At 60.7% G+C, this 25,215-nt stretch carries 24 protein-coding genes, 1 pseudogene and 1 riboswitch; of the genes and pseudogenes, 10 read left to right on the top strand and 15 right to left on the bottom strand.

Annotation, left to right across the window (positions count from 1 at the left end):
* Positions 1 to 117, top strand: a pseudogene (locus tag HBR94_RS28720) (IS110 family transposase); the annotation flags it as partial.
* A 37-nt stretch (positions 118 to 154) separates the two neighbouring features.
* On the opposite strand, the gene HBR94_RS15795 reads toward HBR94_RS28720, so the two are convergent.
* Both HBR94_RS15795 and HBR94_RS15800 read right to left on the bottom strand, forming a co-directional pair.
* Positions 155 to 874 carry a 16S rRNA (uracil(1498)-N(3))-methyltransferase gene (locus HBR94_RS15795; protein WP_170045171.1) on the bottom strand — a complete coding sequence of 240 codons (720 nt, stop codon included), beginning with the start codon at positions 872 to 874 and terminating at the stop codon, positions 155 to 157.
* Between the two features lie 89 nt (positions 875 to 963).
* Positions 964 to 2,370, bottom strand: a complete 1,407-nt coding sequence (locus HBR94_RS15800; protein ID WP_115129189.1) for an adenosylmethionine--8-amino-7-oxononanoate transaminase — start codon at positions 2,368 to 2,370, stop codon at positions 964 to 966.
* A gap of 274 nt (positions 2,371 to 2,644) precedes the next feature.
* Here HBR94_RS15800 and HBR94_RS15805 point away from each other — a divergent pair, with 274 nt between their 5' ends.
* Positions 2,645 to 3,196 (top strand): cytochrome b, encoded by a 552-nt coding sequence (locus HBR94_RS15805; protein WP_057440350.1) that lies wholly within the window; start codon positions 2,645 to 2,647, stop codon positions 3,194 to 3,196.
* Positions 3,197 to 3,228: 32 nt separating this feature from the next.
* Complete coding sequence (locus HBR94_RS15810) at positions 3,229 to 3,807, top strand: YceI family protein (RefSeq protein ID WP_057440349.1); 579 nt, start codon at positions 3,229 to 3,231, stop codon at positions 3,805 to 3,807.
* 228 nt (positions 3,808 to 4,035) lie between these two features.
* Here HBR94_RS15810 and HBR94_RS15815 read toward each other — a convergent pair whose 3' ends face one another.
* From HBR94_RS15815 to ahcY, 4 genes are all read right to left on the bottom strand, one after another.
* A complete protein-coding gene (locus HBR94_RS15815) occupies positions 4,036 to 5,916 on the bottom strand; it encodes a DEAD/DEAH box helicase (RefSeq protein WP_057440348.1) in 1,881 nt (626 codons plus the stop codon).
* A 223-nt stretch (positions 5,917 to 6,139) separates the two neighbouring features.
* Positions 6,140 to 6,943, bottom strand: a complete 804-nt coding sequence (locus HBR94_RS15820) for a transporter substrate-binding domain-containing protein (RefSeq protein WP_170045172.1) — start codon at positions 6,941 to 6,943, stop codon at positions 6,140 to 6,142.
* 129 nt (positions 6,944 to 7,072) lie between these two features.
* The gene (metF, locus tag HBR94_RS15825) at positions 7,073 to 7,918 is read right to left on the bottom strand and encodes a methylenetetrahydrofolate reductase [NAD(P)H] (RefSeq protein ID WP_057440341.1); all 846 of its coding nucleotides are present in this window, start codon (positions 7,916 to 7,918) and stop codon (positions 7,073 to 7,075) included.
* 175 nt (positions 7,919 to 8,093) lie between these two features.
* Positions 8,094 to 9,503: an adenosylhomocysteinase gene (gene ahcY, locus HBR94_RS15830; protein WP_038444076.1), complete on the bottom strand. Its 1,410-nt coding sequence runs from the start codon at positions 9,501 to 9,503 to the stop codon at positions 8,094 to 8,096.
* 21 nt (positions 9,504 to 9,524) lie between these two features.
* Positions 9,525 to 9,632, bottom strand: a riboswitch (S-adenosyl-L-homocysteine riboswitch).
* 198 nt (positions 9,633 to 9,830) lie between these two features.
* On the opposite strand from ahcY, the gene HBR94_RS15835 reads away from it, so the two are divergent.
* The 3 genes from HBR94_RS15835 to HBR94_RS15845 all read left to right on the top strand — a co-directional run bounded on the left by HBR94_RS15835 (position 9,831) and on the right by HBR94_RS15845 (position 13,224).
* Entirely contained in the window at positions 9,831 to 10,235 is a 405-nt protein-coding gene (locus HBR94_RS15835; protein ID WP_057440220.1) for a hotdog domain-containing protein, read from the top strand.
* Positions 10,236 to 10,333: 98 nt separating this feature from the next.
* The gene (locus HBR94_RS15840) at positions 10,334 to 12,265 is read left to right on the top strand and encodes a patatin-like phospholipase family protein (protein WP_170045173.1); all 1,932 of its coding nucleotides are present in this window, start codon (positions 10,334 to 10,336) and stop codon (positions 12,263 to 12,265) included.
* Positions 12,266 to 12,336: 71 nt separating this feature from the next.
* Positions 12,337 to 13,224 (top strand): formate/nitrite transporter family protein, encoded by an 888-nt coding sequence (locus HBR94_RS15845; RefSeq protein WP_057440222.1) that lies wholly within the window; start codon positions 12,337 to 12,339, stop codon positions 13,222 to 13,224.
* A 58-nt stretch (positions 13,225 to 13,282) separates the two neighbouring features.
* Here the strand turns inward: HBR94_RS15845 and HBR94_RS15850 are convergent, their stop codons facing one another.
* From HBR94_RS15850 to HBR94_RS15860, 3 genes are read right to left on the bottom strand one after another with little or no spacing between them, the layout of a single operon-like run.
* Positions 13,283 to 13,702: a DUF6691 family protein gene (locus HBR94_RS15850; protein WP_057440342.1), complete on the bottom strand. Its 420-nt coding sequence runs from the start codon at positions 13,700 to 13,702 to the stop codon at positions 13,283 to 13,285.
* Positions 13,703 to 13,704: 2 nt separating this feature from the next.
* Entirely contained in the window at positions 13,705 to 14,139 is a 435-nt protein-coding gene (locus tag HBR94_RS15855; RefSeq protein ID WP_115129186.1) for a YeeE/YedE family protein, read from the bottom strand.
* Positions 14,136 to 14,462, bottom strand: a complete 327-nt coding sequence (locus HBR94_RS15860) for a metalloregulator ArsR/SmtB family transcription factor (protein WP_057440224.1) — start codon at positions 14,460 to 14,462, stop codon at positions 14,136 to 14,138. The genes HBR94_RS15855 and HBR94_RS15860 overlap by 4 nt, the downstream gene beginning before the upstream one ends.
* 234 nt (positions 14,463 to 14,696) lie before the next feature.
* Between HBR94_RS15860 and HBR94_RS15865 the strand changes: the two genes are divergently transcribed.
* Both HBR94_RS15865 and HBR94_RS15870 read left to right on the top strand, forming a co-directional pair.
* On the top strand, positions 14,697 to 15,530 hold the full coding sequence (locus tag HBR94_RS15865) for an EamA family transporter (RefSeq protein WP_057440225.1): 834 nt from the start codon (positions 14,697 to 14,699) through the stop codon (positions 15,528 to 15,530).
* A 31-nt stretch (positions 15,531 to 15,561) separates the two neighbouring features.
* Complete coding sequence (locus HBR94_RS15870) at positions 15,562 to 15,948, top strand: MAPEG family protein (RefSeq protein ID WP_057960859.1); 387 nt, start codon at positions 15,562 to 15,564, stop codon at positions 15,946 to 15,948.
* Positions 15,949 to 16,026: 78 nt separating this feature from the next.
* Here the strand turns inward: HBR94_RS15870 and HBR94_RS15875 are convergent, their stop codons facing one another.
* Positions 16,027 to 17,208, bottom strand: coding sequence for an MltA domain-containing protein (locus HBR94_RS15875; RefSeq protein ID WP_170045174.1), 1,182 nt, complete (start codon positions 17,206 to 17,208; stop codon positions 16,027 to 16,029).
* 127 nt (positions 17,209 to 17,335) lie between these two features.
* Here HBR94_RS15875 and HBR94_RS15880 point away from each other — a divergent pair, with 127 nt between their 5' ends.
* A complete protein-coding gene (locus tag HBR94_RS15880; RefSeq protein ID WP_057440228.1) occupies positions 17,336 to 17,785 on the top strand; it encodes a cytochrome c in 450 nt (149 codons plus the stop codon).
* An 18-nt stretch (positions 17,786 to 17,803) separates the two neighbouring features.
* On the opposite strand, the gene HBR94_RS15885 is transcribed toward HBR94_RS15880, so the two are convergent.
* The 5 genes from HBR94_RS15885 to HBR94_RS15905 all read right to left on the bottom strand — a co-directional run bounded on the left by HBR94_RS15885 (position 17,804) and on the right by HBR94_RS15905 (position 22,861).
* The gene (locus HBR94_RS15885; RefSeq protein ID WP_057440229.1) at positions 17,804 to 18,199 is read right to left on the bottom strand and encodes a DUF1090 domain-containing protein; all 396 of its coding nucleotides are present in this window, start codon (positions 18,197 to 18,199) and stop codon (positions 17,804 to 17,806) included.
* An 80-nt stretch (positions 18,200 to 18,279) separates the two neighbouring features.
* A complete protein-coding gene (ligB, locus tag HBR94_RS15890; RefSeq protein WP_170045175.1) occupies positions 18,280 to 19,962 on the bottom strand; it encodes an NAD-dependent DNA ligase LigB in 1,683 nt (560 codons plus the stop codon).
* 95 nt (positions 19,963 to 20,057) lie between these two features.
* Positions 20,058 to 20,405, bottom strand: a complete 348-nt coding sequence (locus HBR94_RS15895) for a DUF1090 family protein (protein ID WP_057440231.1) — start codon at positions 20,403 to 20,405, stop codon at positions 20,058 to 20,060.
* 250 nt (positions 20,406 to 20,655) lie between these two features.
* A complete protein-coding gene (metK, locus tag HBR94_RS15900; protein WP_057960856.1) occupies positions 20,656 to 21,846 on the bottom strand; it encodes a methionine adenosyltransferase in 1,191 nt (396 codons plus the stop codon).
* A 19-nt stretch (positions 21,847 to 21,865) separates the two neighbouring features.
* Positions 21,866 to 22,861: a metalloregulator ArsR/SmtB family transcription factor gene (locus tag HBR94_RS15905; RefSeq protein ID WP_170045176.1), complete on the bottom strand. Its 996-nt coding sequence runs from the start codon at positions 22,859 to 22,861 to the stop codon at positions 21,866 to 21,868.
* 260 nt (positions 22,862 to 23,121) lie between these two features.
* Here HBR94_RS15905 and tkt point away from each other — a divergent pair, with 260 nt between their 5' ends.
* Positions 23,122 to 25,119 (top strand): transketolase, encoded by a 1,998-nt coding sequence (tkt, locus tag HBR94_RS15910; RefSeq protein ID WP_057440233.1) that lies wholly within the window; start codon positions 23,122 to 23,124, stop codon positions 25,117 to 25,119.
* The last annotated feature ends 96 nt before the right edge of the window (positions 25,120 to 25,215 follow it).

A 25,215-nucleotide genomic window follows, 5' to 3' on the forward strand; every position in this document is an offset into this window, starting at 1 on the left:
ACGACTCAAGCCCTGGTCATCATTGGCCGCAAGCTGGCGCGCATCGCCTTTTCGCTCATGAAAAACCTGAGCGAATACCAGTCAAAAGCGGTTTTGGGGGCTTCCCCAAAACCATAGAATCTCCCACCGTTTTGATTGGGTTTGCACAGTGGGGTTAGAAATCGCCCCACAGTTGTTGCGCGACGGATAGCGCAACTACGGGCGCGGTCTCGGTGCGCAATACTCGCGGGCCCAGGCGTGCGGCGTGGAAGCCAGCATTTTGCGCGCTCTGGACTTCGCCATCGGTCAAGCCTCCCTCCGGCCCGATCAAAAACGCCAGGCTCGACGGTTTGGCATGGCTCACCAGTGGCTCGGCCACCGGGTGCAGCACCAACTTCAAATCCGCCTCGGCTTGTTTCAACCAATCGGCCAGCAACAACGGTGGGTGAATCACCGGCACCGTGGAGCGCCCGCATTGCTCACAGGCGCTGATTGCGACCTGGCGCCAGTGCAGCAGGCGCTTGTCGGCGCGTTCGTCCTTGAGGCGCACTTCGCAGCGCTCGCTGAAAATCGGTGTGATGGCGTTGACCCCAAGCTCGGTGGCTTTCTGGATGGCCCAGTCCATGCGCTCGCCACGGGACAAACCCTGGCCCAGATGAATGTGCAAAGGCGACTCCACCTGGCCGGCGAAGGCTTCGGTCAGTTGCACTGTCACGCGTTTTTTCCCGACTTCCAGCAGGCTGCCGTGAAATTCCTGGCCAGAACCGTCGAACAGTTGCACGGCATCGCCTTCGTTCATGCGCAGCACGCGGCTGATGTAGTGCGCCTGGGCTTCGGGCAACTCGTGGTCGCCAAGGCTCAACGGGGTATCGGTGAAAAAGCGGGACAGTCTCATTTCTGTTCTCGGGAAAATGCAAAACCTGTGGGAGCCGGACTTGCCCGCGATGCGGCAGGCCAGGCGCCAGATTAATGGGGTGGGTTCAATCAGCCGGGGTCGCGAAAGCCTGGGTGGAAGTCCTTGGGCACGGCCACGCTGACTGTGCTGTTGGTGGCGATATCAATGCCTTCAGTGGCCACTTCAGCGAGGAAGTCGATCTGCTCCGGGGTAATCACGTACGGCGGCAGGAAGTACACCACACTGCCCAGCGGGCGCAGCAATGCGCCGCGTTCCAGGGCGTGCTCGAACACCTTCAGGCCGCGCCGTTCCTGCCAGGGGTAGGCGGTCTTGGTAGCCTTGTCCTGGACCATCTCGATGGCCAGCACCATGCCGGTCTGGCGCACTTCCGACACATGGGGGTGGTCCACCAAGTGTGCGGTGGCCGTGGCCATGCGCTGGGCCAGGGCCTTGTTGTTCTCGATGACGTTGTCTTCTTCGAAGATATCCAGGGTCGCCAGGGCCGCCGCACACGCCAGCGGGTTGCCGGTGTAGCTGTGGGAGTGCAGGAAGGCGCGCAGGGTCGGGTAGTCGTCGTAGAAGGCGCTGTACACATCTTCGGTGGTGACCACGGCGGCCAGCGGCAGGTAGCCACCGGTGAGGGCCTTGGACAGGCACAGGAAGTCCGGGCGGATGCCCGCCTGCTCACAGGCGAACATGCTGCCGGTGCGACCGAAACCCACGGCGATTTCGTCGTGGATCAGGTGCACGCCATACCGGTCGCAGGCTTCGCGCAGCAGCTTGAGGTACACCGGGTGGTACATGCGCATGCCACCGGCGCCCTGGATCAGCGGCTCGACGATCACCGCGGCGACGCTGTCGTGGTTGTCCGCCAGGGTCTGTTCCATGGCCTGGAACATGTTGCGCGAGTGTTCTTCCCAGCTCATGCCGGCGGGGCGCTGGTAGCAGTCCGGGCTGGGCACCTTGATGGTGTCCAGCAGCAGGGCCTTGTAGGTCTCGGTGAACAGCGGCACATCGCCGACCGACATCGCGGCGATGGTTTCGCCGTGGTAGCTGTTGGTCAGGGTGACAAAGCGCTTTTTATTCGGCTGGCCGCGGTTGAGCCAATAGTGAAAGCTCATCTTCAACGCGACTTCGATGCACGACGAGCCATTGTCGGCGTAGAAGCAGCGAGTCAGGCCTTCGGGGGTGAGCTTGACCAGGCGCTCGGACAGCTCGATCACCGGCTGGTGGCTGAAGCCGGCGAGGATCACGTGCTCCAGTTGGTCCACTTGGTCCTTGATGCGCTGATTGATACGCGGGTTGGCGTGGCCGAACACATTGACCCACCAGGAGCTGACCGCATCGAGATAGCGCTTGCCTTCGAAGTCTTCCAGCCATACGCCTTCACCGCGCTTGATCGGCACCAGCGGCAGTTGCTGGTGGTCTTTCATCTGGGTGCAGGGATGCCACAGCACGGCGAGGTCGCGTTGCATCCACTGGTTATTCAAGCCCATCTTTTAGTCTCCTCGAAGCGCTGCCACTGCCTGCGCAGGCAAAACAATCGCGCAAGCCTATGCAATGGTGGGCTGTGTCACAACCCATGGGCGGTGAATTGGCAGTAAATGTAGGACGGTCTGTCACGTTTGTGCTGAATAGTCCTTAATCCCTAGTTAATTTACTGTTCATAGGCTCAATATCGGATAAGTCGATCTTTTGAAGCGAAATTTTCCGCTTTATGTCGATAAGTAAAACGCTAGTCTTGGGCACGGCTCTTACGGGATTTGGGGAATGCAACTACGAAACACATCGACCCGCTACGGCTGGGTCAGCATCGTTATCCACTGGAGTGTGGCGCTGGTGGTGTTTGGTTTGTTCGCGCTGGGCCTGTGGATGGTCGGCCTCGACTACTACAGCCTGTGGCGCAAAGACGCCCCGGACTTGCACAAAAGCATCGGTATTACGCTATTCGCCGTGATGCTGGTGCGGATTGTCTGGCGCCTGCTCAGCCCGCCGCCGCCCGCACTGGCCAGCTATAGCCGCATGACACGTATCGGCGCGGCGTTTGGCCATGCGTTCCTGTACGTCGGCTTGTTTGCCGTGATGATTGCCGGTTACCTGATTTCCACCGCAGACGGTGTCGGGATCCCGGTGTTTGGCCTGTTTGAAATTCCTGCCGTGGTTTCCGGTCTACCGGACCAGGCAGACGTAGCCGGCCTGGTGCATTTTTACCTGGCCTGGGTGCTGGTGGTGTTTGCCGGCCTGCATGGCGTGGCCGCGTTGAAACACCACTTCATTGATCGTGACGCGACCCTGGTTCGTATGCTGGGGCGCAAAGCCTGATGTTCAACCTCGACTCACAAGGAATAGAAAGCATGTTGAAAAAGACTCTCGCCGCTCTGGCAATCGGTACTGCTCTGCTGTCTGCCGGTCAGGTGATGGCTGCTGATTACAAGATCGACAAGGAAGGCCAGCACGCCTTCATCGACTGGAAAATCAGCCACCTGGGCTACAGCTACATCCACGGTACCTTCAAGGACTGGGATGGTACGTTCAGCTGGGATGCCGCCAAGCCTGAAGCCAGCAAAATCGCCGTCGACGTGAAAACCGCCAGCCTGTGGTCCAACCACGCTGAACGTGACAAGCACATCGCCAGCAAGGACTTCCTGGACGTTGGCAAGTTCGCCGATGCCAAGTTCGTTTCGACCGCAGTTAAACCAACCGGCGAAAAAACGGCTGACGTGACCGGCGACCTGACCTTCCACGGTGTGACCAAGCCTGTGACCTTCAAGGCCACGTTCAACGGTGAAGGCAAGGATCCGTGGGGCGGCGAACGTGCTGGCTTCAACGCCAAGACTACGCTGAACCTGAATGACTTTGGCGTCAAAGGCCCTGGCCCGACTTCCCAGACTGTAGACCTGGACATCACGCTGGAAGGTGTCAAAACGAAGTAAATTCGCAGGCTGCATAAAAAACCGGATCGTGAGATTCGGTTTTTTTTAGCCTGGAATACGCTCAATGTAGGAGCTGGCTTGCCTGCGATAGCGGCAGGTCAGCCACCTGCGATGCAGGCTGAAGTACCGTCATCGCAGGCAAGCCAGCTCCTGCAGTTGATCGTTGTCGAGCCCATAAAAATGCCCCGGATCTTTCGATGCGGGGCATTTTTCATGGTGCTCTGAAAATCAGCGGTTGCGGGTCAGCAACGCTGGTTTTTCACCACGAGGGCGGCCTGGCAGTTGATCCAACTGCTCAGGTGTCGGGAAGCGATCGCTTTTCGACTCCTTGTGGATGATCTTCGGCGTCGTGCCGCTGCGCGGGTTCTGCACGGCAGGTTCCGAGGCGCGTGGCTGCTCATCACGTGCAGGGCGGCGGTTGCGCGACTCTTCGCGACGGGCCTGGCCATCACGCGGTGCGCCGTTACGCGGACCATTGCGCTTGGCCGGTGGGGTGCCGGTGGTAGCGCCGTTGCTGCTGCGCGGACCGTTCTGGCGACCCTGTGGCTGGCCGCCGGTGCGCGGAGCGCCCGCACCAGCGCCCGGTGCCGGGGCACCTGGACGACGACCACGGCCCTGGGCCGGTTTGGCCTGTGGCACGTAGTCCACGCGGTTACCGAAGTTATCCACGTCATCGTCGAGGAACTCGTCCGGTGCGCGGTCGGCTGCGGCGCGTGGCGGCTGGCTCGGCTGGCGCTGTTCGCGGGCCGGGGTGCCTTCGCGGGGCTTTTGCTCGCGGGCTGGGCGTTCGCCACGGCCGTTGGTAGGTGCCTTGTCTTTGCCACCCTTGTCCTTGCCTTTGTCGCGACGACCACCGCCACCACCGCCGCCGTTCGGGCCATCGCCCTTAGGACCACGTGGGTTGCGCGGGTTACGCACGTCCGGACGCTCGCGCACTTCCGGTTTTTCGGCTTCTACGGTGCTGGCATCGAAGCCCATCAGGTCGCCGTCGGCGATTTTCTGCTTGGTCATGCGCTCGATGCTTTTCAGCAGTTTTTCTTCATCCGGGGCGACCAGGGAAATGGCCTCGCCCGAACGACCGGCACGGCCAGTACGGCCGATACGGTGCACATAGTCTTCATCGACGTTTGGCAGCTCGAAGTTGACCACATGCGGCAGTTGGTCGATATCCAGGCCGCGGGCGGCGATATCGGTGGCGACCAGGATCCGTACGGAGCCGGCCTTGAAGTCGGCCAGGGCCTTGGTCCGCGCGTTCTGGCTCTTGTTGCCGTGGATGGCGACGGCGGTCAGGCCGTGCTTGTCCAGGTACTCGGCCAGGCGGTTGGCGCCATGCTTGGTGCGGGTGAACACCAGCACTTGTTCCCAGGCACCGGCGGTAATCAGGTGGGCCAACAGCGAGCGCTTGTGGCTGGCTGGCAGGCGGAACACCCGCTGCTCGATACGCTCGACCGTGGTGTTGGGCGGCGTGACTTCGATGCGCTCGGGGTTGTGCAGCAGCTTGCCGGCCAGGGCGGTGATGTCGTTGGAGAACGTTGCCGAGAACAGCAGGTTCTGACGCTTGGCCGGCAGGCGCGCGAGGACTTTCTTCACGTCATGGACAAAGCCCATGTCGAGCATGCGGTCGGCTTCGTCCAGCACGAGGATTTCCACGTGGGACAGATCGACGCTGCCCTGGCCACACAGGTCGAGCAAACGACCAGGGCAGGCGACCAGCACGTCAACCCCACGGGACATGGCCTGAACCTGGGGGTTCATGCCAACGCCGCCGAAGATGCAGGCACTGACGAACTTCAGGTCGCGGGCGTACAGCTTGAAGCTGTCATGCACTTGTGCGGCGAGTTCGCGGGTAGGGGTCAGGACCAGTACGCGGGGTTGGCGCGGGCCGTGACGCTGGGATTTGTCCGGGTGACCATTGGGGAACAACCGCTCCAGAATCGGGAGGGCGAAGCCGCCGGTTTTACCAGTACCTGTCTGAGCCGCGACCATCAGGTCGCGACCTTGCAACACGGCGGGAATAGCCCGCTGTTGCACCGGAGTAGGCTCGGTATAGCCCGCTGCCTCGATGGCGCGGACTAAAGCCTCGGAGAGACCGAGGGAAGCAAAGGACATGAGTAATCCTGTTTGTAGTTAGGGCTTGGCCCAAAGGGATAATCTTGCCGGGCGTGAATCGCGTTTAGAGGAACGCAACCCCGTCCGGTCCTGCTGGGGCTGGCAGGCACTCCAACGGCTCGCGCGGGCTGCAAAGCTGCGCAGTAGCGGGGTTGGATGCCTGTTATACGACCACAACGGCCGGGCGTAAGCCTGGCGGAAAGGCCGGAGTATAACAGAGCAATCACCGCGCGCCGCTTTCCTGCTGCTCAACGGTTTGCTCCAGCGGCGGCGCGGGGGCAGTTTTGGCACTGTTGCCGGCATATTTTGCACTCAGGGCGGCATAGGCGGGCTCTTGCTTGAAGCGCTTGAGCTCGGCACCAAAGCGCTGCACCAGCAAGTCCATACCCGCGCCACGGCGTACGGCGAGGAATTGTTTCTGGCTGCTGATCACCGGCGACGCCTGGGTAACGTGGTGTTCCAGGCCCAACTCCTTGAGCACATGCTGGCCAACCCGGCGGTCGGTGATCACCAGATCAATCCGGCCACGGGCCAGTTTGCCGAAGTTGGCCTCATGGCTGGGGGCCGGCTCGCGGGTAAACAGGGTGGATTCGCTGAACCCGGCGCTATACAGGTAGCCGGGGGAAGTGCCGATGGTCAGCCCTTTGAGGTCATCCAGGGTCTGGAACGGATGTGGGCGCTCGTTGGCGTAGAACATCACAAACTCAACCTGGGACAGCGGTTCGCTGGGGTAAAGCAGCGCCGCGTCGCGTTCGTGGCTGTGGAAAATATCCAGCGCGCCATCGGCCAGGCCCTGGTCGAGCATGGCCAGGCAACGTTTCCAGGGGAGGAACTGCCATTGCACCTCGATCCCCAGGCGCTCGAACACGATGACGGTGGCCTCGTAGTCGAGCCCGCGCATCTGGCCGTTTTCTTCGTAGACGTAAGGGGCCCAGGGTTCGGTGACAATGCGCAATTTCTCGCCGTGGGCGGTCAGGCTCAGGCAAGTGAAAAGGACAGCGGTCAACAGCTGGAAAATGACGGGCATACCCTGAGGTTACGACTGTCGCAGGTTAAAGAGAAGCTCTGGATCGGGGATCTTCAGGCCGCAAACCTGAACTTTTATTGTGCCGCCGGGCCGGGAAGGAATCCCGGCTGGCGGTACAAAGGGGCAGCCTCAGCGTGGCAGCTTGAGGTTGTTCCAGATCGCCAGGCTTGGGTCAGCCTGGTTCAGGGTGTAGAAGTGCAGGCCCGGCGCGCCACCTTGCAGCAAGGTTTCGCACATTTCACTGATGACTTGCTCGCCAAAGGCCTGGATGCTTTTGACGTCATCGCCATAGGCTTCCAGCTGCTTGCGTACCCAGCGTGGGATTTCTGCACCGCAGGCGTCAGAGAAGCGCGCCAGCTTGCTGTAGTTGGTGATCGGCATGATGCCCGGCACGATTGGGATATTCACACCCAGGGCCTGCACGCGCTCGACGAAGTAGAAGTAGCTGTCGGCGTTGAAAAAGTACTGGGTGATCGCACTGTTGGCGCCGGCTTCGGCCTTGCGCACGAAGTTGCGCAGATCGTCTTCGAAATTGCGCGCCTGAGGGTGCATTTCCGGGTAGGCGGCCACTTCGATATGGAAGTGGTCGCCAGTCTCTTCACGAATGAAGCTCACCAGGTCATTGGCGTAGCGCAACTCGCCGCTGGCCATGCCCATGCCGGATGGCAGGTCACCGCGCAGGGCGACGATACGCTTGATGCCGGCGGCCTTGTACTGGGTCAGCAGGCTGCGCAGGTCGGCCTTGCTGTCGCCTACGCACGACAGGTGCGGTGCGGCGGGCACTTTGGCTTCGCTTTCCAGTTGCAGCACGGTGTTGATCGTGCGATCACGGGTCGAGCCGCCTGCGCCGTAGGTGCAGGAGAAGAAGTCGGGGTTGTAGCTGGCCAACTGCTTGGCAGTCGCCATCAATTTTTCATGCCCAGCATCGGTCTTGGTCGGGAAGAACTCGAAGCTGTAGCGACGGTCTTGGGACATGGTCATACCCTTGGAAACTCAAAAAACCGGAAGACATACACCGTCAATGTGGGAGCGGGCTTGCTCGCGAAAGCGGAGTTTCAGTCAACATACCTGATACTGAAACATCGCTTTCGCGAGCAAGCCCGCTCCCACAGAAGCCTGCCCTCCACATGGAGAGCAGGCAACAGGCCGATCAGTAGCGGTAGGCGTGCGGCTTGAACGGACCTTCAACCGTCACGCCGATGTAGTCGGCCTGGGTCTTGGTCAGTTGCGTCACGACGCCGCCGAAGCCGCGGACCATTTCCAGGGCCACTTCTTCGTCGAGTTTCTTCGGCAGTACTTCCACGGTCAGGCGCTCGGCTTTCTGGGCGGGCGACAGGTCGGCGTATTTCTGGCCGAACAGGAAGATCTGCGCCAGTACCTGGTTGGCGAACGAGCCATCCATGATGCGGCTTGGGTGGCCAGTGGCGTTACCCAGGTTTACCAGGCGGCCTTCGGCCAGCAGGATCAGGTAGTCATCGTTCTGTGGGTCGAAATCGCCAGCGCCGGTACGGTGAACCTTGTGCACCTGAGGTTTGACTTCTTCCCATGCCCAGTTCTTGCGCATGAAAGCGGTGTCGATCTCGTTGTCGAAGTGACCGATGTTGCACACCACGGCGCGCTTTTTCAGGGCCTTGAGCATGTTGGCATCGCAGACATTGACGTTACCGGTGGTGGTCACGATCAGGTCGATCTTGCCCAGCAGGGCTTTGTCGATGCTCGCTTCGGTGCCGTCGTTCTGGCCGTCGATGAACGGCGAGACCACTTCGAAACCGTCCATGCAGGCTTGCATGGCGCAGATCGGGTCAACTTCGGAGACCTTGACGATCATGCCTTCCTGACGCAGGGACTGGGACGAACCCTTGCCCACGTCGCCGTAGCCGATCACCAGGGCTTGCTTGCCCGACAGCAGGTGGTCGGTGCCGCGCTTGATCGCATCGTTGAGGCTGTGACGGCAGCCGTACTTGTTGTCGTTCTTGCTCTTGGTCACCGAGTCGTTGACGTTGATGGCCGGGATTTTCAGCTCGCCCTTGGCCAGCATGTCCAGCAGGCGGTGTACGCCGGTGGTGGTTTCTTCGGTCACGCCATGGACGCGATCCAGGATGGCCGGGTACTTCTTGTGCAACAGCTCGGTCAGGTCGCCGCCGTCGTCGAGGATCATGTTGGCATCCCAAGGCGCGCCATCTTTCAGGATGGTTTGCTCCAGGCACCACTCGTACTCTTCTTCGGTCTCGCCTTTCCAGGCGAAGACAGGGATGCCAGCGGCTGCGATGGCGGCAGCGGCCTGGTCCTGAGTCGAGAAGATGTTGCAGGACGACCAGCGCACTTCGGCACCCAGGGCAACCAGGGTTTCGATCAGCACGGCAGTCTGGATGGTCATGTGGATGCAGCCGAGAATCTTCGCGCCCTTGAGCGGCTGTTCAGCGGCGTACTTACGGCGCAGACCCATCAGGGCTGGCATTTCGGATTCGGCGATAAAGGTTTCGCGACGGCCCCAGGCAGCGAGGGACATGTCGGCGACTTTGTAGTCGGTAAAACCTGCAGGCGTGATTACAGCGCTCATGAAGAGCCTCCATTCGTAGTGTGCGAATGGGCGCCGTTGTGCGTTTAGTATCCAGCCAGGACAACCCGGCCGGGCAACGCCCCATCCGAGCCTGACAGGCCAGGGCCTGCTGCAGCGCCCCTCGGACAGGTGGCGGGAGAACGGTATCAATCACAGATGACCGTTTTGAAGCGGTGGCGATTATAGCTGCCTGCGCCTGACTTCCCAAGCCTTTCTGTCGGGGGCATGAAGATCGTTCATGGTGCTGATAGGCAATGGCTCATAGAGCTTGGGCCGACGCTCTGCCATGATGTTGCCCATCATTCGGCAAGACGCTTTGGAGTGAACATGAACTTCCACACCCGCAAATGGGTAAAACCCGAAGACCTCAACCCCAACGGCACCCTGTTCGGTGGCAGCCTGTTGCGCTGGATCGACGAAGAAGCGGCGATCTACGCCATCGTTCAACTGGGCAACCAGCGTGTGGTGACCAAGTACATCTCCGAGATCAATTTTGTCAGCGCCTCGCGCCAGGGCGACATCATCGAGCTGGGCATCACCGCCACCGAGTTTGGCCGCACCTCCATCACCCTGACCTGTGAAGTGCGCAACAAGATCACGCGCAAAAGCATCCTCACCGTGGAAAAAATGGTCTTCGTCAACCTCGGCGAAGACGGTCTGCCGGCACCCCACGGGCGTACCGAGATCAAGTACGTGAAAGACCAGTTCCAGGATGACAACCTCACTGAGTAACCCCGGCCCGGCCTGATTTGATTTACCAAATCTGTCCGGGTGGATCGCTTCCAGGCTTTCTCTGCACTCAGGACCACATCCTGTAGAGAGAGCCCGCAATGAAAGTGACCGCCAACCCGGCTGCCAAGACTCAGCCGTCATCGCGGCAACCCCCGCCGCCCCCCGCCCAAGGCAACAAGACACCCTTGGTCGAGGGCGTCGGCCCGCGAAAGCTGAGCCTGTTTCGAGACAGCAAGGGGCAGGTGGAGGTGGTGCTGTCACCCCCTGCGGTCAGCCATCTGGTACTCAGCGGCGGTGGTGCCAAGGGCATCGCCTTCCCCGGGATGGTCCAGGCCCTTGAAGAAACCGGAACACTGCCAGGCATCTCTGCCATTTCTGGTTCATCTGCCGGTGCGATTTCTGCAGCGCTGCTGGCCAGTGGCATGGGAGCCAAGACCTTCGGCACGCTCTCAAACAGCATTGATCTGCCCAGCCTGCTCAACAGCCCCAACCCTGTGACGGCCTGGCTGCAAAATGCCGGGGCGAGCCTCGGCAAACTTGCCGGGCGCCTGCCAGGCCCGGCGGGTAACATTTCCCAATTGCTGCTGACCATGATGCCGCGCCTGCAAACCCAGGCGCACTCGCTCGAAGACCTGATCCGTAACGAGTCACGCAAGTCGATCCTGGCCCATATTGCCGCCATGCCCAGGGCAGCCCGCCCCGACGAAGTGATGAAAATCGCCGACAGGCTGAGCGCCGGAGGGGCACCTACCTTTGCTGATCTTGACGTGCTGAGCAGGCATATCCCGGCGATCAAACAACTGAACATCACGGGGACCGGCATGTTCGATGGTCGCCCGCAGTTGGTGGTGTTCAACGCCAGCCTGACCCCGGATATGGACATTGCCCGCGCCGCGCATATCTCGGGCTCCCTACCGGGACTGTTCAAAAGCCCTGCCGAGCAAGGCCATGGGTTTCAGGCAGGGGGGGAAACCACTTTTTTCCAGGACGGTGGCTTGGTGCTCAACACCCCGGCACCCGGGGTGATCGAGCGCTCGTTTCCCGAGAGCCCGCTGAGCCAGCCGGAGTCGTTGATCGTCAAATTCGAGTCCCAGGCTCCTGCATCGCAGAAAAAGAGCGGCAGCGTCATAAGCGCTGTTGCGGACAAACTGACAGGCACTGCCCATACGGCTGCAGGCGCCTATCAACAGCAACGCCTCAAGGAATTTAACGAGCAAACCGTGGTGCTGCCGCTCAAATCCGCCAAAGGTGACTTTAGTGGCCTGCTCAGTGGCACGGTCAATTTCACCATGACCGCCGAGCAGAAAAAGCATTTGCAGGCCCAGGCCCGGCAAGCGGTGACACAGCACCAGGAGCAGCGCAGCAAGGTGCGTGAGCGGCACTTGTTCGAGTCATTGGACGACGCGGTGCTGGCGATGGACGATGCAATGCTTGCCAGCGTGCAAGTGGCACTCCAGAAGGATCCCGCCGCGGCGAATGTGCTGCGTTTTCGCAAGCAGGCACAGCAGGCATTGCAAGCCCTGGACGCAGCGATTACCGAGGCCAACAAGGCAGGCAATACTTTGGTCTTCACGCCTGGGTTGCTCTCTGCGCTGCGTAACCTGGATGCACTGGTTACCCGGCCCCAGCATATCGAGTGGTTGGGGCGGCGGCTTAACGCCCCTGGGCAGCATAACTTCCAGCAACTGTTGCAGGTGGTTGCCAAGCACAATCAGGGGGCTTCCACGCCAACCTCCAAGGTCATGACCAGTGCCGTGGCTCAAATGCAGCGACGGGATATTGCCGTAAAAGCCGACAACTTCACCCGCGAAGTCATCTACCCCTCCCTCTACCGTGCAGGCCAGACGGCCGCCAACGTCGAGCTTCTGCAGCGGGCCGCGCGCGACCTGGCCACGGCAACGACGCCGGCCGAGTTCAATCGGGTGCTCGACGACATCATTGAACACTATGGTGCGCGTAATAAACCCTGGTCCAAGCCACTGAGTTCGACCACCGTGGAAATGGCCAAGGCCTGGCGCATCCCGCTTTAGTTCTCCGGCCACTGAACAGCCACTGCGCCAGCGTGTCGTAGCTACAGGCACCCCTTGGACACTGGAACATCATGGCCACCCAAAAAGACGGCAAAACTCCCAACCTGTCGCAGGAAGAGCAGCAGGATGTGGACAAGAACCAACCGCCCAGGGCAGCGGTGCTGCATGAAATCATTCGCACCCAGGGCGACCAGGAACTGGAGCGCAGCGTCGCGGCGCTGTGGTGGTCGGCGCTGGCCGCCGGCCTGACCATGGGCCTGTCATTAATGGCCATGGGGCTGCTCAACTCACGCCTGCCGGGCGGTGAAGGCTTCAAGGTGATTGCCAGCTTTGGCTACTGCGCAGGTTTTCTCGCGGTGATCCTTGCGCGCCAGCAACTGTTCACCGAAAACACCCTGACCGCCGTGCTCCCGGTGATGAGCAAGCCGACCCTGGGCAATGCCGGGCGCCTGCTGCGGTTGTGGACGGTGGTACTGGTGGGCAATCTTTGCGGCACCTTGCTGGTGGCCTACGTGATGCTGCACCTGCCGATTTTCGACACCAAGACCGACCTGGCCTTCCTCGACATCGGGCGCAAGGTCATGGAGAACGACACGGGCCAGATGTTTGCCAAAGGCATCGTCTCCGGCTGGATGATCGCCACCATGGTGTGGATGATCCCGTCCATGGAAAGCGCCAAGATGTGGATCATTATCCTGATCACCTACCTGATGGCCCTGGGTGATTTCACCCACATTGTCGTCGGTTCGGCGGAGGTGTCCTATCTGGTATTTGCCGGCGAGCTACCGTGGAAGGACTTCTGGCTGGTATTTGCCGGGCCGACCCTGGCGGGCAATATCATCGGCGGCAGTTTTATCTTCGCGCTGATCAGCCATGCGCAGATTCGCAGCGAAGGCAGCCTGCCGGGCAAGCAGGCTGCGGACCCGAGGCATCCGCAGTCGATCGACAAGGATCAGTGATGTTCAGACGTGGCCTGGGGTTCAGCCTGGGTCATTCGCTTTCACGTCTATCGCCTAATCAGGTCGTGCGTCGACGATCCAATAGAGAGAACACGTACATACCGGCCAACATGGCCAATACGAATATGATGATTTGCCCATGCCCCGTAAGCAGAATAGCGACGGCTGGCCCAGGGCAGATCCCCGCAACTCCCCAACCTATACCGAACACCAGGCTGCCGCCAATCAAGCGGGTATCCAACTCTCGGCTAATCGGTAACTGCATGGGGGCACCTAGCAACGATCGCTTGTTCTTGCGCGCCCAACTCAGGGGAATAACCGCCACTGCGATAGCTCCTCCCATCACCAGTGCGAGTGACGGATCCCAGGCCCCGGCCACATCAAGAAAAGCCAATACCTTGGCGGGGTTCGCCATGCCTGCCAGGAGTAGACCCAGGCCGAAGATCAGCCCTGCAAAAAATGCGCTCGACTTGATCATCTTCATGCTCCCACCACATGACGAATGATGTACACCGTTGCAATGCCTGCGAACATAAAGCAGATCGTTGCTGCAATGGAGCGGGGAGACAATCGAGAGATCCCACAAACACCATGACCGCTTGTACAACCGGAGCCGTAGCGAGTTCCCACACCGACGAGCAGGCCTGCGATAATCAGGGCCGGCCACTCTGCCTTGATCTCGATTTCCGGCAATACGGTAAACGCCCCCCACAACAATGGCGCCATCACCAGGCCAAGAAGAAATAGCGCCTTTTCGCTCCAGCCTTCACTGCCAAAATGCATCACGCTTCCAATCAAGCCACTGATTCCTGCGATACGGCCATTTGCGAGAACAAACAAGCTAACCGCCAGCCCTATCAAGGCCCCTCCGCCTACGGAAGTCCAAGGCGTAAAGTTGATCCAATCAATGCTCATTTTGCATCTCCTGCACAGAAGTGCTGATAAAGGACATGGATCACCGCGAGCGCTACAGAGCTGCTGATTCGGTAATAGACTTGCTTTCCTGCCCGTCGCGTTTCCACCATCTCCTTGCGACGTAGCACCGCGAGTTGCTGAGACAACGTAGGTTGCTGAATGCCTGACAAGGCCTCTAAATCGGTAACATTTAGCTCGCCCTGCGACAACTGGCAGAGGAGGAGCAATCGTTCAGGGTTTGCCAGCGCTTTCAGTAGTTGGCCAGCGGCTTCAGCACTAGCTCGCAGTTGCTGGATATCAAGTTCATGTTCAAGAGGTGGCATGACTGCTGACTCATTTAGTGTTTATATAATATATATATTTACATAGTGAGCAGCTAAGGCTGTGGTGTCTAGACGGGTGTAGCCTGTATCCAGACCTGAAAAAGTCGACGCCAGTGAGACTAAACCTTATCCACCGATGGTGGGTGGCAGGCCGATAAAGCGGAAACCCACATAAGCGTGCAGGGTGCTGACACATGACGAATCAAATCTGGCCATTCTGACAAGGGGCTCCCTGTGGTTGCGACAGCCTTGGTGCTGGTAGCGGCGCTGTTGCATGCGACGTGGAACACCTTGATCAAGTTCAGCGGCGAGCGCCTGTTGGTGATCGCCTGCATGGACAGCGTGGCCCTGTTGTTTGTTCTGCTGGCAGTGGGATTTGTGTCGTTGCCGCCCCTGGAAATCTGGCCGTGGATCATCGCATCGGCCTTGTTCGAGTTGCTCTATCGCTACCTGCTGATCCAGGCCTACCGCGTTGGCGACCTGGGGCTGGTGTATCCGCTGATGCGCGGCTTATCACCGCTGGTGGTGCTGGCGTTGACCCTGGTGTTTGCCGGGGAAGTGCTCAGTACCCAGCAGATTGTCGGCATCCTGCTGATCCCGTTCGGCATGCTGTGCCTGCTTTGGCAGGGCGGTGGCGGGGAGCGGCTGCCCTGGTCGATGTTGCCGGTGGTCGCGCTGATCGGCCTGTGCATCGGCTGCTACACCTTCCTTGATGGCCAGGCGCTGCGGCGCTGGTCGCACCCGTTGGACTATCTGGTATGGCTGACCCTGCTCAGTGCCTGGCCCTTTCCCCTGCTGGCCATGGTGCGCAAGCGCGCGGCGTTCAGCCTGTTTTGGCGCACGCAATGGCGGTTGGGGCTGAGCGTGGGGTTGTGCGTGTTGTTGAGCTACGCTCTGGTGCTTTGGGCCATGCAGTTGGGCTCAATTGCCGAGGCCGCCGCGCTGCGAGAAGTCAGCGTGATCCTGGTGGTGTTGTTCGGTATGCGTTACCTGAAAGAACCTTTCGGCCGCTCCCGGCTCTTAGCCTGTGGGTTGGTACTGATCGGCATGCTCGTGATGAAACTCTAACCAGCGGATAAAACTAAAAAAGGAATGAGTGATGACTGTTGCTTTCTGGTGTGTGTTGATCGCAATTTTTCTGCCTTACCTGTGTACTGGCGTGGCCAAGTTCAGTGGTGGCAAATTCGGGCCCCGGCAGAACCACGACCCCCGGGCCTTCCTGGAAACCCTCGAAGGCTTTGCCAAACGCGCCCATAGCGCACAGCTCAACAGCTTTGAAGTGACCCCGGCGTTTGCCGCAGCGGTGATCATTGCCCACCTTGCGGGCAACGCGGAACTGGTGACCATCAACGTACTGGCGGTGCTGTTTATCACCAGCCGCCTGCTGTACATCATCTGCTACCTGGCGGACTGGGCGATCTTGCGTTCGCTGGTGTGGTTCGTGGGCATGGCGTTGATTGCAAGCTTCTTCTTCGTTTCGATCTAAGGCACGCAGCCAACCCTTGTGGGAGCTGGCATGCCAGCGATGGCGGATTTGAAACCGCCATCGTCGGTAAACCGGTTCCTACAAAGGCGCGTCCGGCACTTGAGGCAGCGCCGCACCCTTGGGCCACAGCATCCAGATCTGGCCTTGCTGCTTCATGTTCCCGGCCAGCTCGCCCGCTGCATCACCCGTGCCCCAGAACAGGTCGGCACGCACCTCGCCGACAATCGCGCCCCCCGTATCCTGGGCCGCTACCGGCCGTACGATCGGTGCGCCATCGGGGCGGGTGGTGGACAACCACAGCAGGCTGCCCAGTGGGATCACCTTGCGGTCCACGGCCACGCTGTAGCCTGCGGTCAGCGGTACGTTCAGCGAGCCGCGCGGGCCTTCATTGCTGTCGGGCCGGGTGCTGAAGAACACGTAGCTGGGGTTGCTCGCCAGTAACTCCGGGATCCGCTCGGGATGGGCCTTGGCCCAGGCACTGATGGCGCCCATGCTCACTTCTTCTTTCTTCAACTCGCCTTGCTCCACCAGCCAGCGGCCGATAGGGCGGTAGGGGAAACCGTTCTGGTCGGCATAGCCCACGCGCAGTTGACGACCGTTCGCCAACTGGATGCGGCCCGAACCCTGGATTTGCAGGAATTGCAGGTCCATCGGATGGGTCAGCCAGGCGATGGGCTTGGCGCTGGAGCCTTGCTGGTTGAGGGTGCCGGCATCGTCATAGGGCTTGAGTACCCGCCCTTCCAGGCGCCCACGCAGGCGTTTGCCCTTGAGCTCCGGGTAGATGCTTTCCAGGTTGACGATGATCAGGTCGTCCGGCACCCCGTACACAGGAACATGGGCGGTCTTGGTTTCGGTAAGGCTGCCGGGGTAGACCGGTTCGTAGTAGCCGGTGATCAAGCCATTGGGCGTGTTGTCTGCCGAGCGCAAGCCATACACGTCCAGCTGTTGCTTGAGGAAACCCCGGATATCACCGGCATTGCCCGGCACATTGGCCGCGGCAGCGCAGGTGGTGCCCCACACCGGATCGTTCTTCAGGCGTTGGCAGGCACTGCGCCAGGATTCGAAGCCGGCTTGCAGGTCAGTGTCCGAAACTTCCGGCAGGGCTTCCCAGGTGGCGCTGACATAGGTCGCCACGGCGTGGGGTTTTTCCGGCTCGGGCTTGGGGGCCGGGGCGTTGCCACCGTCGCATCCGGCGAGCAGCGCGATCATCGGCAGAGCCCATGCCAGTCGGCGGCTCCAGGGGTTCAACAGGTTATTCATGCAAGTAATTCCCAAGGCGGTAGCCGGTACCGATTACGGCACAAGCGTCCATATTATTAATAGGGCTATTGGTCTTTCCGGGCGGGGCGGGGATACTGGCCGCCGTTTCCCGTGACCCTGAGCCACCATGACTTTTAAAAAACTGACTGTTGTATTGCTGGCCGCTTTGACGCTGACCGCCTGCGGCGGCGTGGATCCGAACTCGCCATTGGGCCAGCGCAAGGCCATCTTCAAGCAGATGCTCAAGACCGGCGAAGACCTGGGTGGCATGCTGCGCGGCCGTATTCCGTTCGACGGGGCGAAATTTGCCGAGGGTGCGGTCAAGCTCGACACCCTGTCCCATGAGCCGTGGAAGCACTTTCCAACGGTGCGCGAAGAAGATCACACCAGTGCCAAGGACGATGTATGGCAGAAACAGGCCCAGTTCCAGGAACTGGCGCGCAACCTTGAGGCGGCCACCGGTGAGTTGGTGATCGCCAGTCAGGTGCAGCCGTACAAAGCCAGTGACCTGAAGCCGGCCGTGCAGAAAGTCGAAGATGCGTGCAGCGCCTGTCATAAGCAGTTTCGCGACCATTGAGGCTCGGTCGGATGCGTCTTACTTGTCCAGGTCGTCGAGGGCTTGCTGAAGCTCTTTGCGCGACTCGGCGAGCTTGTCCTTACGCTTGTTGATCTTCTCGGAGTCGCCTTTTTTCATGGCCTTGTCGAGGTCAGCCTGACGACGGCTGACTTCGTGCTTGGCATCCAGCACCTTGTTCTCGCGTTCCTTTTTCAGGGAGGCGTCGGTGCAGTGGGCGGTGACTTCGCTCAAGGCTTTTTCCAGACCGGCTTGTTGCTCACTGTTGCCATGGGCCTTGGCTTGTTCGATCTGCAGGCTGATGGCCTGGCGCTTGGCAGCGCAACCGGTCAGTTGCGGGGCTGTCTCGGCAGCCAGCAAGGGAGTGGTCAGAAAACTGGTGACGGTCAACAGGGCAAGCGGTGCAAGAAACTTCATAAAAACTCCAAAATAAACAAGATCGTTGTCAGGTGGGCAGGATGATTTCTGCCGGTACCGATGAATGTAGCGGGCCGGGCCTAAAAACCGTCGATCCCGGCAGCCCGTAGTGTTTCGCTCATGGCCACCACCTGAGGGTCGCGAAAAAAGGCGCTCAACTGCGCCGCGCGTCCCGGGCCGATTCCTGCCTCGGCCTGCCAGGCTTGCGTGTCGCGGGCGGCCAGGGCATGCCAGCCACCCACCAGGTTATTGCGGGCGGTCGGTGGAACCCCCAGCGCCATCAGCCATTGAGCGAACGGTCGCTGACGTGCGGTCTGCAGGCTCGCAAGCAGGCGCGTCGTGCTGCGGTCGCCGAATCCGTCAATGGTAGCAAGCTCTGTCTCATCAAGGTTCAACCAATCCACCAAACCGCTGATTTGACCGGCCTGGATCAAGGAGTTCCAGGTCTCGCGGCCAATGTGGGGCAGATCCAGCCCCTGCTTGCCACTGAGCCAGGTCAGTCGGGCCAGCAGTTGCTCCTCGCAGGCCGGGGCCAGACGCAAGCAGCTCAGGTGATGGAAGTCGCCCGCCACCGGGGCCGCGACATCGACCCGTGGATAGCTGCGCAGGATGACCTGGTCGAGCCTGGGAATCACTTGGCCGGCAAGGCTGATGGACACCTGGTCGCCGGGCCGGATATCGAGTTGTTGCCAGCGTTTCAACGAGCCGATGCTGACGCGCTTGATCTGGCGATCGTCGAGCATTACCGGGTGCAGCTCCAGGATCGGGGTGATACGGCCGGTGCGGCCGATCTTGAACTGCACCTGGCGCACATGGGCCAGGGCTGTGATGACCGGGTATTTCCAGGCAACAGCCCAGTAAGGCGTACTGGCCTGCCAGCGTTCGGCCGGGGCGCGCTGGCTTTGATGCAGCACCACGCCATCAGTGGCGAAGGGCAAAGGGTGCCCATGCCAGAACGCTCGCCAGTGACGGGCCTGCTCGAAGGTGTCGATGGGCTGGCTGTAGCGACGGCTGTCGGTAAAACCCCAGTGTGCAAGGGTGTCCAACTGCTGCTTGAGGTCCGCCGGCCCTTGCGGCCAGGCCCAGACAAACAGGCCGATGCCGGCGGCGTCGGCGTCATTGAGGTGTTGGCGGTTCATCAGCCCGGAGATTTTGCTGCGGGCATTCATGCCGCCCGTCTCCCCTTGTATATGGGTGTCCAGGCGCCAGTACAGCTCGCCCTGCAAGAGCAGGTCGATGGCCTCGGGCAGTTGTTGCACAAGGCCGGGGATCTTGCGGGCCGAGGCCGTCCAGTCATGGCCGAACAGGCCGTCGCCGCGGCTGATCACCTGGGCCAGGCGGCCCCCACGATAGACCAGGCTCACGGCCACCCCATCGACCTTGGGTTGTATCCAAAGGTCGCTGCGTGTGCCGATCCAGTCTGCCACGGCGCGGTCGTTGACCAACTTTTCAAGGCCCGTGTGCGGGACGGGATGGGCGACAGTGCCCCGCGAGCTGGCCAGGGGATTTTGCGCAGGTGACGGCGTCTGCGCAAAGCAAGCCCGCCATTGCTCCAGGCGCATGCGGGCCTGGTCATAGAGCTCGTCGCTGACCAGGGATTGGCCGAGTCGGTGGTAGCTGTCGTCCCACAGGTCGATCTGTCGTTGCAGGGCGGTGATTTCGTCCCGGGCCTTGTCGGCTTGCCAGTCCGGGCAGCCCTGCGCCCAAGCGACGATAGGGAAGAGCATCAATAGCAGGTAGGTCAGCAGGCGTGGTGTCATCATGAGCATCCTTGCTCTGAAGGGGCGCCCAGCCTAAAGCAAGCAAACGCCCATAAAAAAGCCCCGCAGGCGCGAGGCTTTTTACCGGGTGTTTCTGCTTACTTGAACAGACCGCCCAGGGCTTTCACGGTGTCGTTGCTGTCAGCCTTGGCCTGCTGCTTTTGCGCGGTTTCGTCGAGCTTGCCTTGGGACTCGCCGACTTTTTTGCAACCTTTGTTTACCTGGTCCAGTGCTGCCTGCATGGCCTTCACTTTCAGGTCTTCGCCATTGGCTTTGGCGGCGTCGACTTTTGCTTGCAGCTCCTGGCTCTGTTTTTCGCAGTTGCCGGTAGCGCCGCCCAGTTGGGAAGTCAGGGCGCCAGTCAGGCCGCTCAGGTCAGCGGCTTGCACTGGCAGGGCGAACAGGCTGAGCAGTACGGCAGCAGGAGCGAAGGTGGAAATACGCATGAAAAACCTCAATGTTCGATTGCCTGCGCACTTGGCTGTCCCGAGCAGGCGCAGTGCAGTATCCAATGTGGTTAAGGGCTCGGGAGGGCGCGAATTCTAGTGGGCCATCATTTAGCCTGCAAGGTTTGGATCCAATAAATGTGAACTATTTGCCAGGTTCGCCGTCGCGCTAACCCCCGCCCGCAAAAAAGCGCAACAAAAAGCCCCACCGGGGAAAACCCGGTGGGGCTTTGGGTACTACGTGCTGCGATTACAGACCGGCAGCGGTGCGCAGGTCGTCGGCGCGGTCGGTTTTTTCCCAGGTGAACGTGGTGAAGGTGTCGTCGCCGACGGTCTTCTGTTCAGGGGTACGACCGAAGTGGCCGTAGGCCGCGGTTTCCTGATACATCGGGTGCAGCAGGTCGAGCATGGTGGTGATTGCGTACGGACGCAGGTCGAAGATCTCACGCACCAGCTTGACGATCTTGTCATCGCTGATCTTGCCGGTGCCGAAGGTGTTCAGCGAGATCGACGTAGGCTGGGCCACACCAATGGCGTAGGACACCTGAATCTCGCAACGCTCGGCCAGGCCAGCGGCGACGATGTTCTTGGCCACGTAACGACCGGCATAGGCTGCCGAGCGGTCAACCTTGGAGGGATCCTTGCCGGAGAACGCGCCACCGCCGTGACGGGCCATGCCGCCGTAGCTGTCGACGATGATCTTGCGCCCGGTCAGGCCGCAGTCGCCCACCGGGCCGCCGATGATGAACTGGCCGGTCGGGTTGATGTGGAACTGGGTGTCCTTGCTCAGCAGTTCGGCAGGCAGCACGTGCTTGACGATCAGCTCCATCACACCTTCGCGCAGGTCTTTGTAGGAGACTTCCGGATTGTGCTGGGTCGACAACACCACCGCGTCGATGCCCACCACTTTGCCGCCTTCGTAACGGCAGGTCACCTGGGACTTGGCGTCCGGGCGCAGCCAAGGCAGCAGCCCGGATTTACGGGCCTCGGCCTGGCGCTTGACCAATTGGTGCGAGAAGGTGATCGGTGCAGGCATCAGCACGTCGGTTTCGTTGCTGGCGTAGCCGAACATCAGGCCCTGGTCGCCGGCGCCCTGGTCTTCTGGCTTGGCGCGGTCGACACCCTGGTTGATGTCGGGCGACTGCTTGCCGATGATGTTCATCACGCCGCAGGTCGCGCCGTCGAAGCCGACGTCAGAGCTGGTGTAGCCGATGTCGGTGATCACGTCACGGACGATCTGCTCCAGGTCGACCCAGGCCGACGTGGTGACTTCACCGGCGATGATCGCCACGCCCGTTTTCACCAGCGTCTCGCACGCCACGCGGGCGAACTTGTCTTCAGCAATGATGGCGTCCAGCACCGCATCAGAAATCTGGTCGGCGATTTTGTCCGGATGCCCTTCAGACACGGACTCGGAGGTGAAAAGGGAATATTCGCTCATCTCGATGTTTTCCTGATATTTACCGATGGTGAGTGTCGCCAGTTGGCCGCTGAAAGTGGCGGACCTGAATCTGGAAACCATTACGTAAGCCTACATACAGGCTTTCCCCGGGAACGAGTCCCGCAGCGGTGGCCCAACGGGCCAGATCGTCCTGTTCAAACCCCAACCATAGATCACCGCAGGCCTCCCTGGCCCAACTCTGGTTGTGGCTGCATAAATCAGTTACTAGCAGGCTGCCACCCGGTTGCAGCAAACCGGTCATCTGCCTGAGAGCATCGGCCGGCGCGGCAAAATGGTGAAGAACCATGTTCAACACCACGCAATCGGCTTGCAGCCCGACCTCATTCAAGGCATCGGCCAGTTGCAGGCGGACGTTGCCCAATTGTTCGCGCTCGCACAGCTGGCGCGCCAGTTCCAGCATGGCCGGGCTGTTGTCCAGCGCCGTCACCTGGTGGAAGCGTCGTGCCAGGTCCGGCAGGAACCCGCCGTCGCCCGGGCCGACTTCCAGCGCCGTGGCACCTGGGTTGAAGCTCAGCTTGTCGAGCAGCGCCAATACGCTTTCGCGGTATTGAGGCAGCCCGGCAATCAGGTCCTGCTGGGCGCGGAACTTGTCTGCCACCCGGGAGAAAAAGTCCTGGCTGGCCGCAGCGCGTTGCCCGTGGACCTGGGCGATCCGCGACTGCACGTCAGCCGGCAGGGCCAGGTTGTCCACTTCTTCGAGCAATGCAGCGTGCAGCTTGCCACCCAGCAAATCGGTGTGGGGCAGGGCGCGACGGTAAAAAATCGCATTGCCTTCACGGCGGGTGGCCACCAGGTGGGCCTGGGCCAGCACTTTCAAGTGGTGGCTCATACCGGACTGGCCAATGGCAAAGATCCGCGCCAGTTCCAGCACACCAAACGAGTCGTTGGCCAGGGCGCGCAGTACATTCAGGCGCAGCGGATCACCGCCGGCCTTGCACAGGGCCGCCAGCTCATCGCAATCGTCGGGGCGAATGGAAGGCGCAGGTAAGTTCATAAGGCCAGCAGTCTAGTGATGAGGTCAAATCCTCGCAAGACCAATATCAAAAAGTTTTGATATTGGTCGATAATCGGTGGTTATAAGCAGGCGCTATAACCTTTAGACGAACGGCGGGAAGTGTTCTTGCCGCCAATGCAGTCCAAACCACAGGAAAAACCTACATAAGTCGGTATCTGTCATTGCCCCTGAGGCCTTGGCTGAGGGAAAATGCCGGTCCTTTTTTCCGTTTCTTTTATTCAACCTCCAGGAGATCAGCGATGCCCAGCCGTCGTGAGCGTGCCAACGCCATTCGTGCCCTCAGCATGGATGCCGTGCAAAAAGCCAACAGCGGCCATCCCGGTGCCCCAATGGGCATGGCGGATATCGCCGAGGTACTTTGGCGTGACTACCTGAAACACAACCCGAGCAACCCGTCGTTCGCCGATCGCGACCGCTTCGTGCTGTCCAACGGCCATGGCTCGATGTTGATCTATTCGTTGCTGCACCTGACCGGCTATGACCTGTCCATCGACGACCTCAAGCAGTTCCGCCAACTGCACAGCCGCACCCCGGGCCACCCGGAATTCGGCTACACCCCAGGCGTCGAGACCACCACCGGTCCCCTGGGCCAAGGCCTGGCCAATGCGGTGGGCTTCGCCCTGGCAGAAAAAGTCCTGGCGGCGCAGTTCAACCGTCCTGGCCACAATGTTGTCGACCACCACACCTACGTGTTCCTGGGTGATGGCTGCATGATGGAAGGCATTTCCCATGAAGTCAGCTCCCTGGCCGGCACCCTGGGCCTGGGCAAGCTGATTGCTTTCTACGATGACAACGGCATCTCCATCGACGGCGAAGTCGAAGGCTGGTTCACCGACGACACGCCAAAGCGTTTCGAAGCCTACAACTGGCAGGTGATCCGCAATGTTGACGGCCATGATCCGGAAGAGATCAAGACCGCCATCGAAACCGCGCGCAAAAGCGAACAGCCGACCCTGATCTGCTGCAAGACCACCATCGGCTTCGGTTCGCCGAACAAGCAAGGCAAGGAAGACTGCCACGGCGCCCCATTGGGTGACGCGGAAATCGCCCTGACCCGTGAAGCGCTGAAGTGGAACCATGGCCCGTTCGAAATCCCGGCTGATATCTACGCCGAGTGGGACGCCAAGGAAGCCGGTCGCGCCGCAGAAGCCGAGTGGGACCAGCGTTTTGCGGCCTACTCCGCAGAGTTCCCGGAGCTGGCCAACGAACTGGTACGCCGCCTGGCCGGTGACCTGCCTGCTGATTTCTCGGAAAAAGCCTCGGCCTACATCGCCGAAGTCGCGGCCAAGGGCGAGACCATCGCCAGCCGTAAGGCCAGCCAGAACACCCTGAACGCCTTTGGCCCGTTGCTGCCTGAGTTCCTCGGCGGTTCGGCTGACCTGGCCGGTTCCAACCTGACCCTGTGGAAAGGCTGCAAAGGTGTCTCGGCTGAAGACGCCAGCGGCAACTACATGTACTACGGCGTGCGCGAGTTCGGCATGAGCGCCATCATGAACGGCGTTGCCCTGCACGGCGGCCTGGTGCCTTACGGCGCGACCTTCCTGATGTTCATGGAATACGCGCGCAATGCCGTACGCATGGCCGCGCTGATGAAGAAGCGTGTGATCCATGTGTACACCCACGACTCCATCGGCCTCGGCGAAGACGGCCCGACGCACCAGCCGGTCGAGCAACTGACCAGCCTGCGCACCACGCCGAACCTGGATTGCTGGCGCCCAGCCGACGCGGTGGAATCCGCGGTGGCCTGGAAGCACGCGATCGAGCGCAAGGATGGCCCTTCGGCGCTGATCTTCTCCCGTCAGAACCTGCAACACCAGGTGCGTACTGACGCGCAGATCGCCGACATCAGCCGTGGTGGCTACGTGCTCAAGGACTGCATCGGTGAGCCGGAGCTGATCCTGATCTCCACCGGTTCCGAAGTGGGCCTGACCGTTCAGGCCTACGACAAGCTGACCGCCCAAGGCCGTAACGTGCGCGTTGTGTCCATGCCGTGCACCAGCGTGTTCGAAGCCCAGGACGCCGACTACAAGCAATCGGTCCTGCCGTTGCAGGTCAGCGCGCGTATTGCCATCGAAGCGGCGCATGCCGACTACTGGTACAAGTACGTGGGCCTGGAAGGTCGCGTGATCGGCATGACCACCTACGGTGAGTCGGCGCCGGCGCCAGCGTTGTTCGAAGAGTTCGGTTTCACCCTGGAAAACATCCTGGGTCAGGCTGAAGAGCTGCTGGAAGACTAAGTCAGTCTGCGTTGTCTGTACTGGCGCCATCGCGGGCAAGCCCGCTCCCACATTTGGATCTCGGTCTAATGTGGGAGCGGGCTTGCCCGCGATAGC

The sequence above is a fragment of the Pseudomonas sp. WS 5412 genome (genome assembly GCF_012985615.1).
GTDB classification, from domain to species: Bacteria; Pseudomonadota; Gammaproteobacteria; order Pseudomonadales; family Pseudomonadaceae; genus Aquipseudomonas; species Aquipseudomonas shahriarae.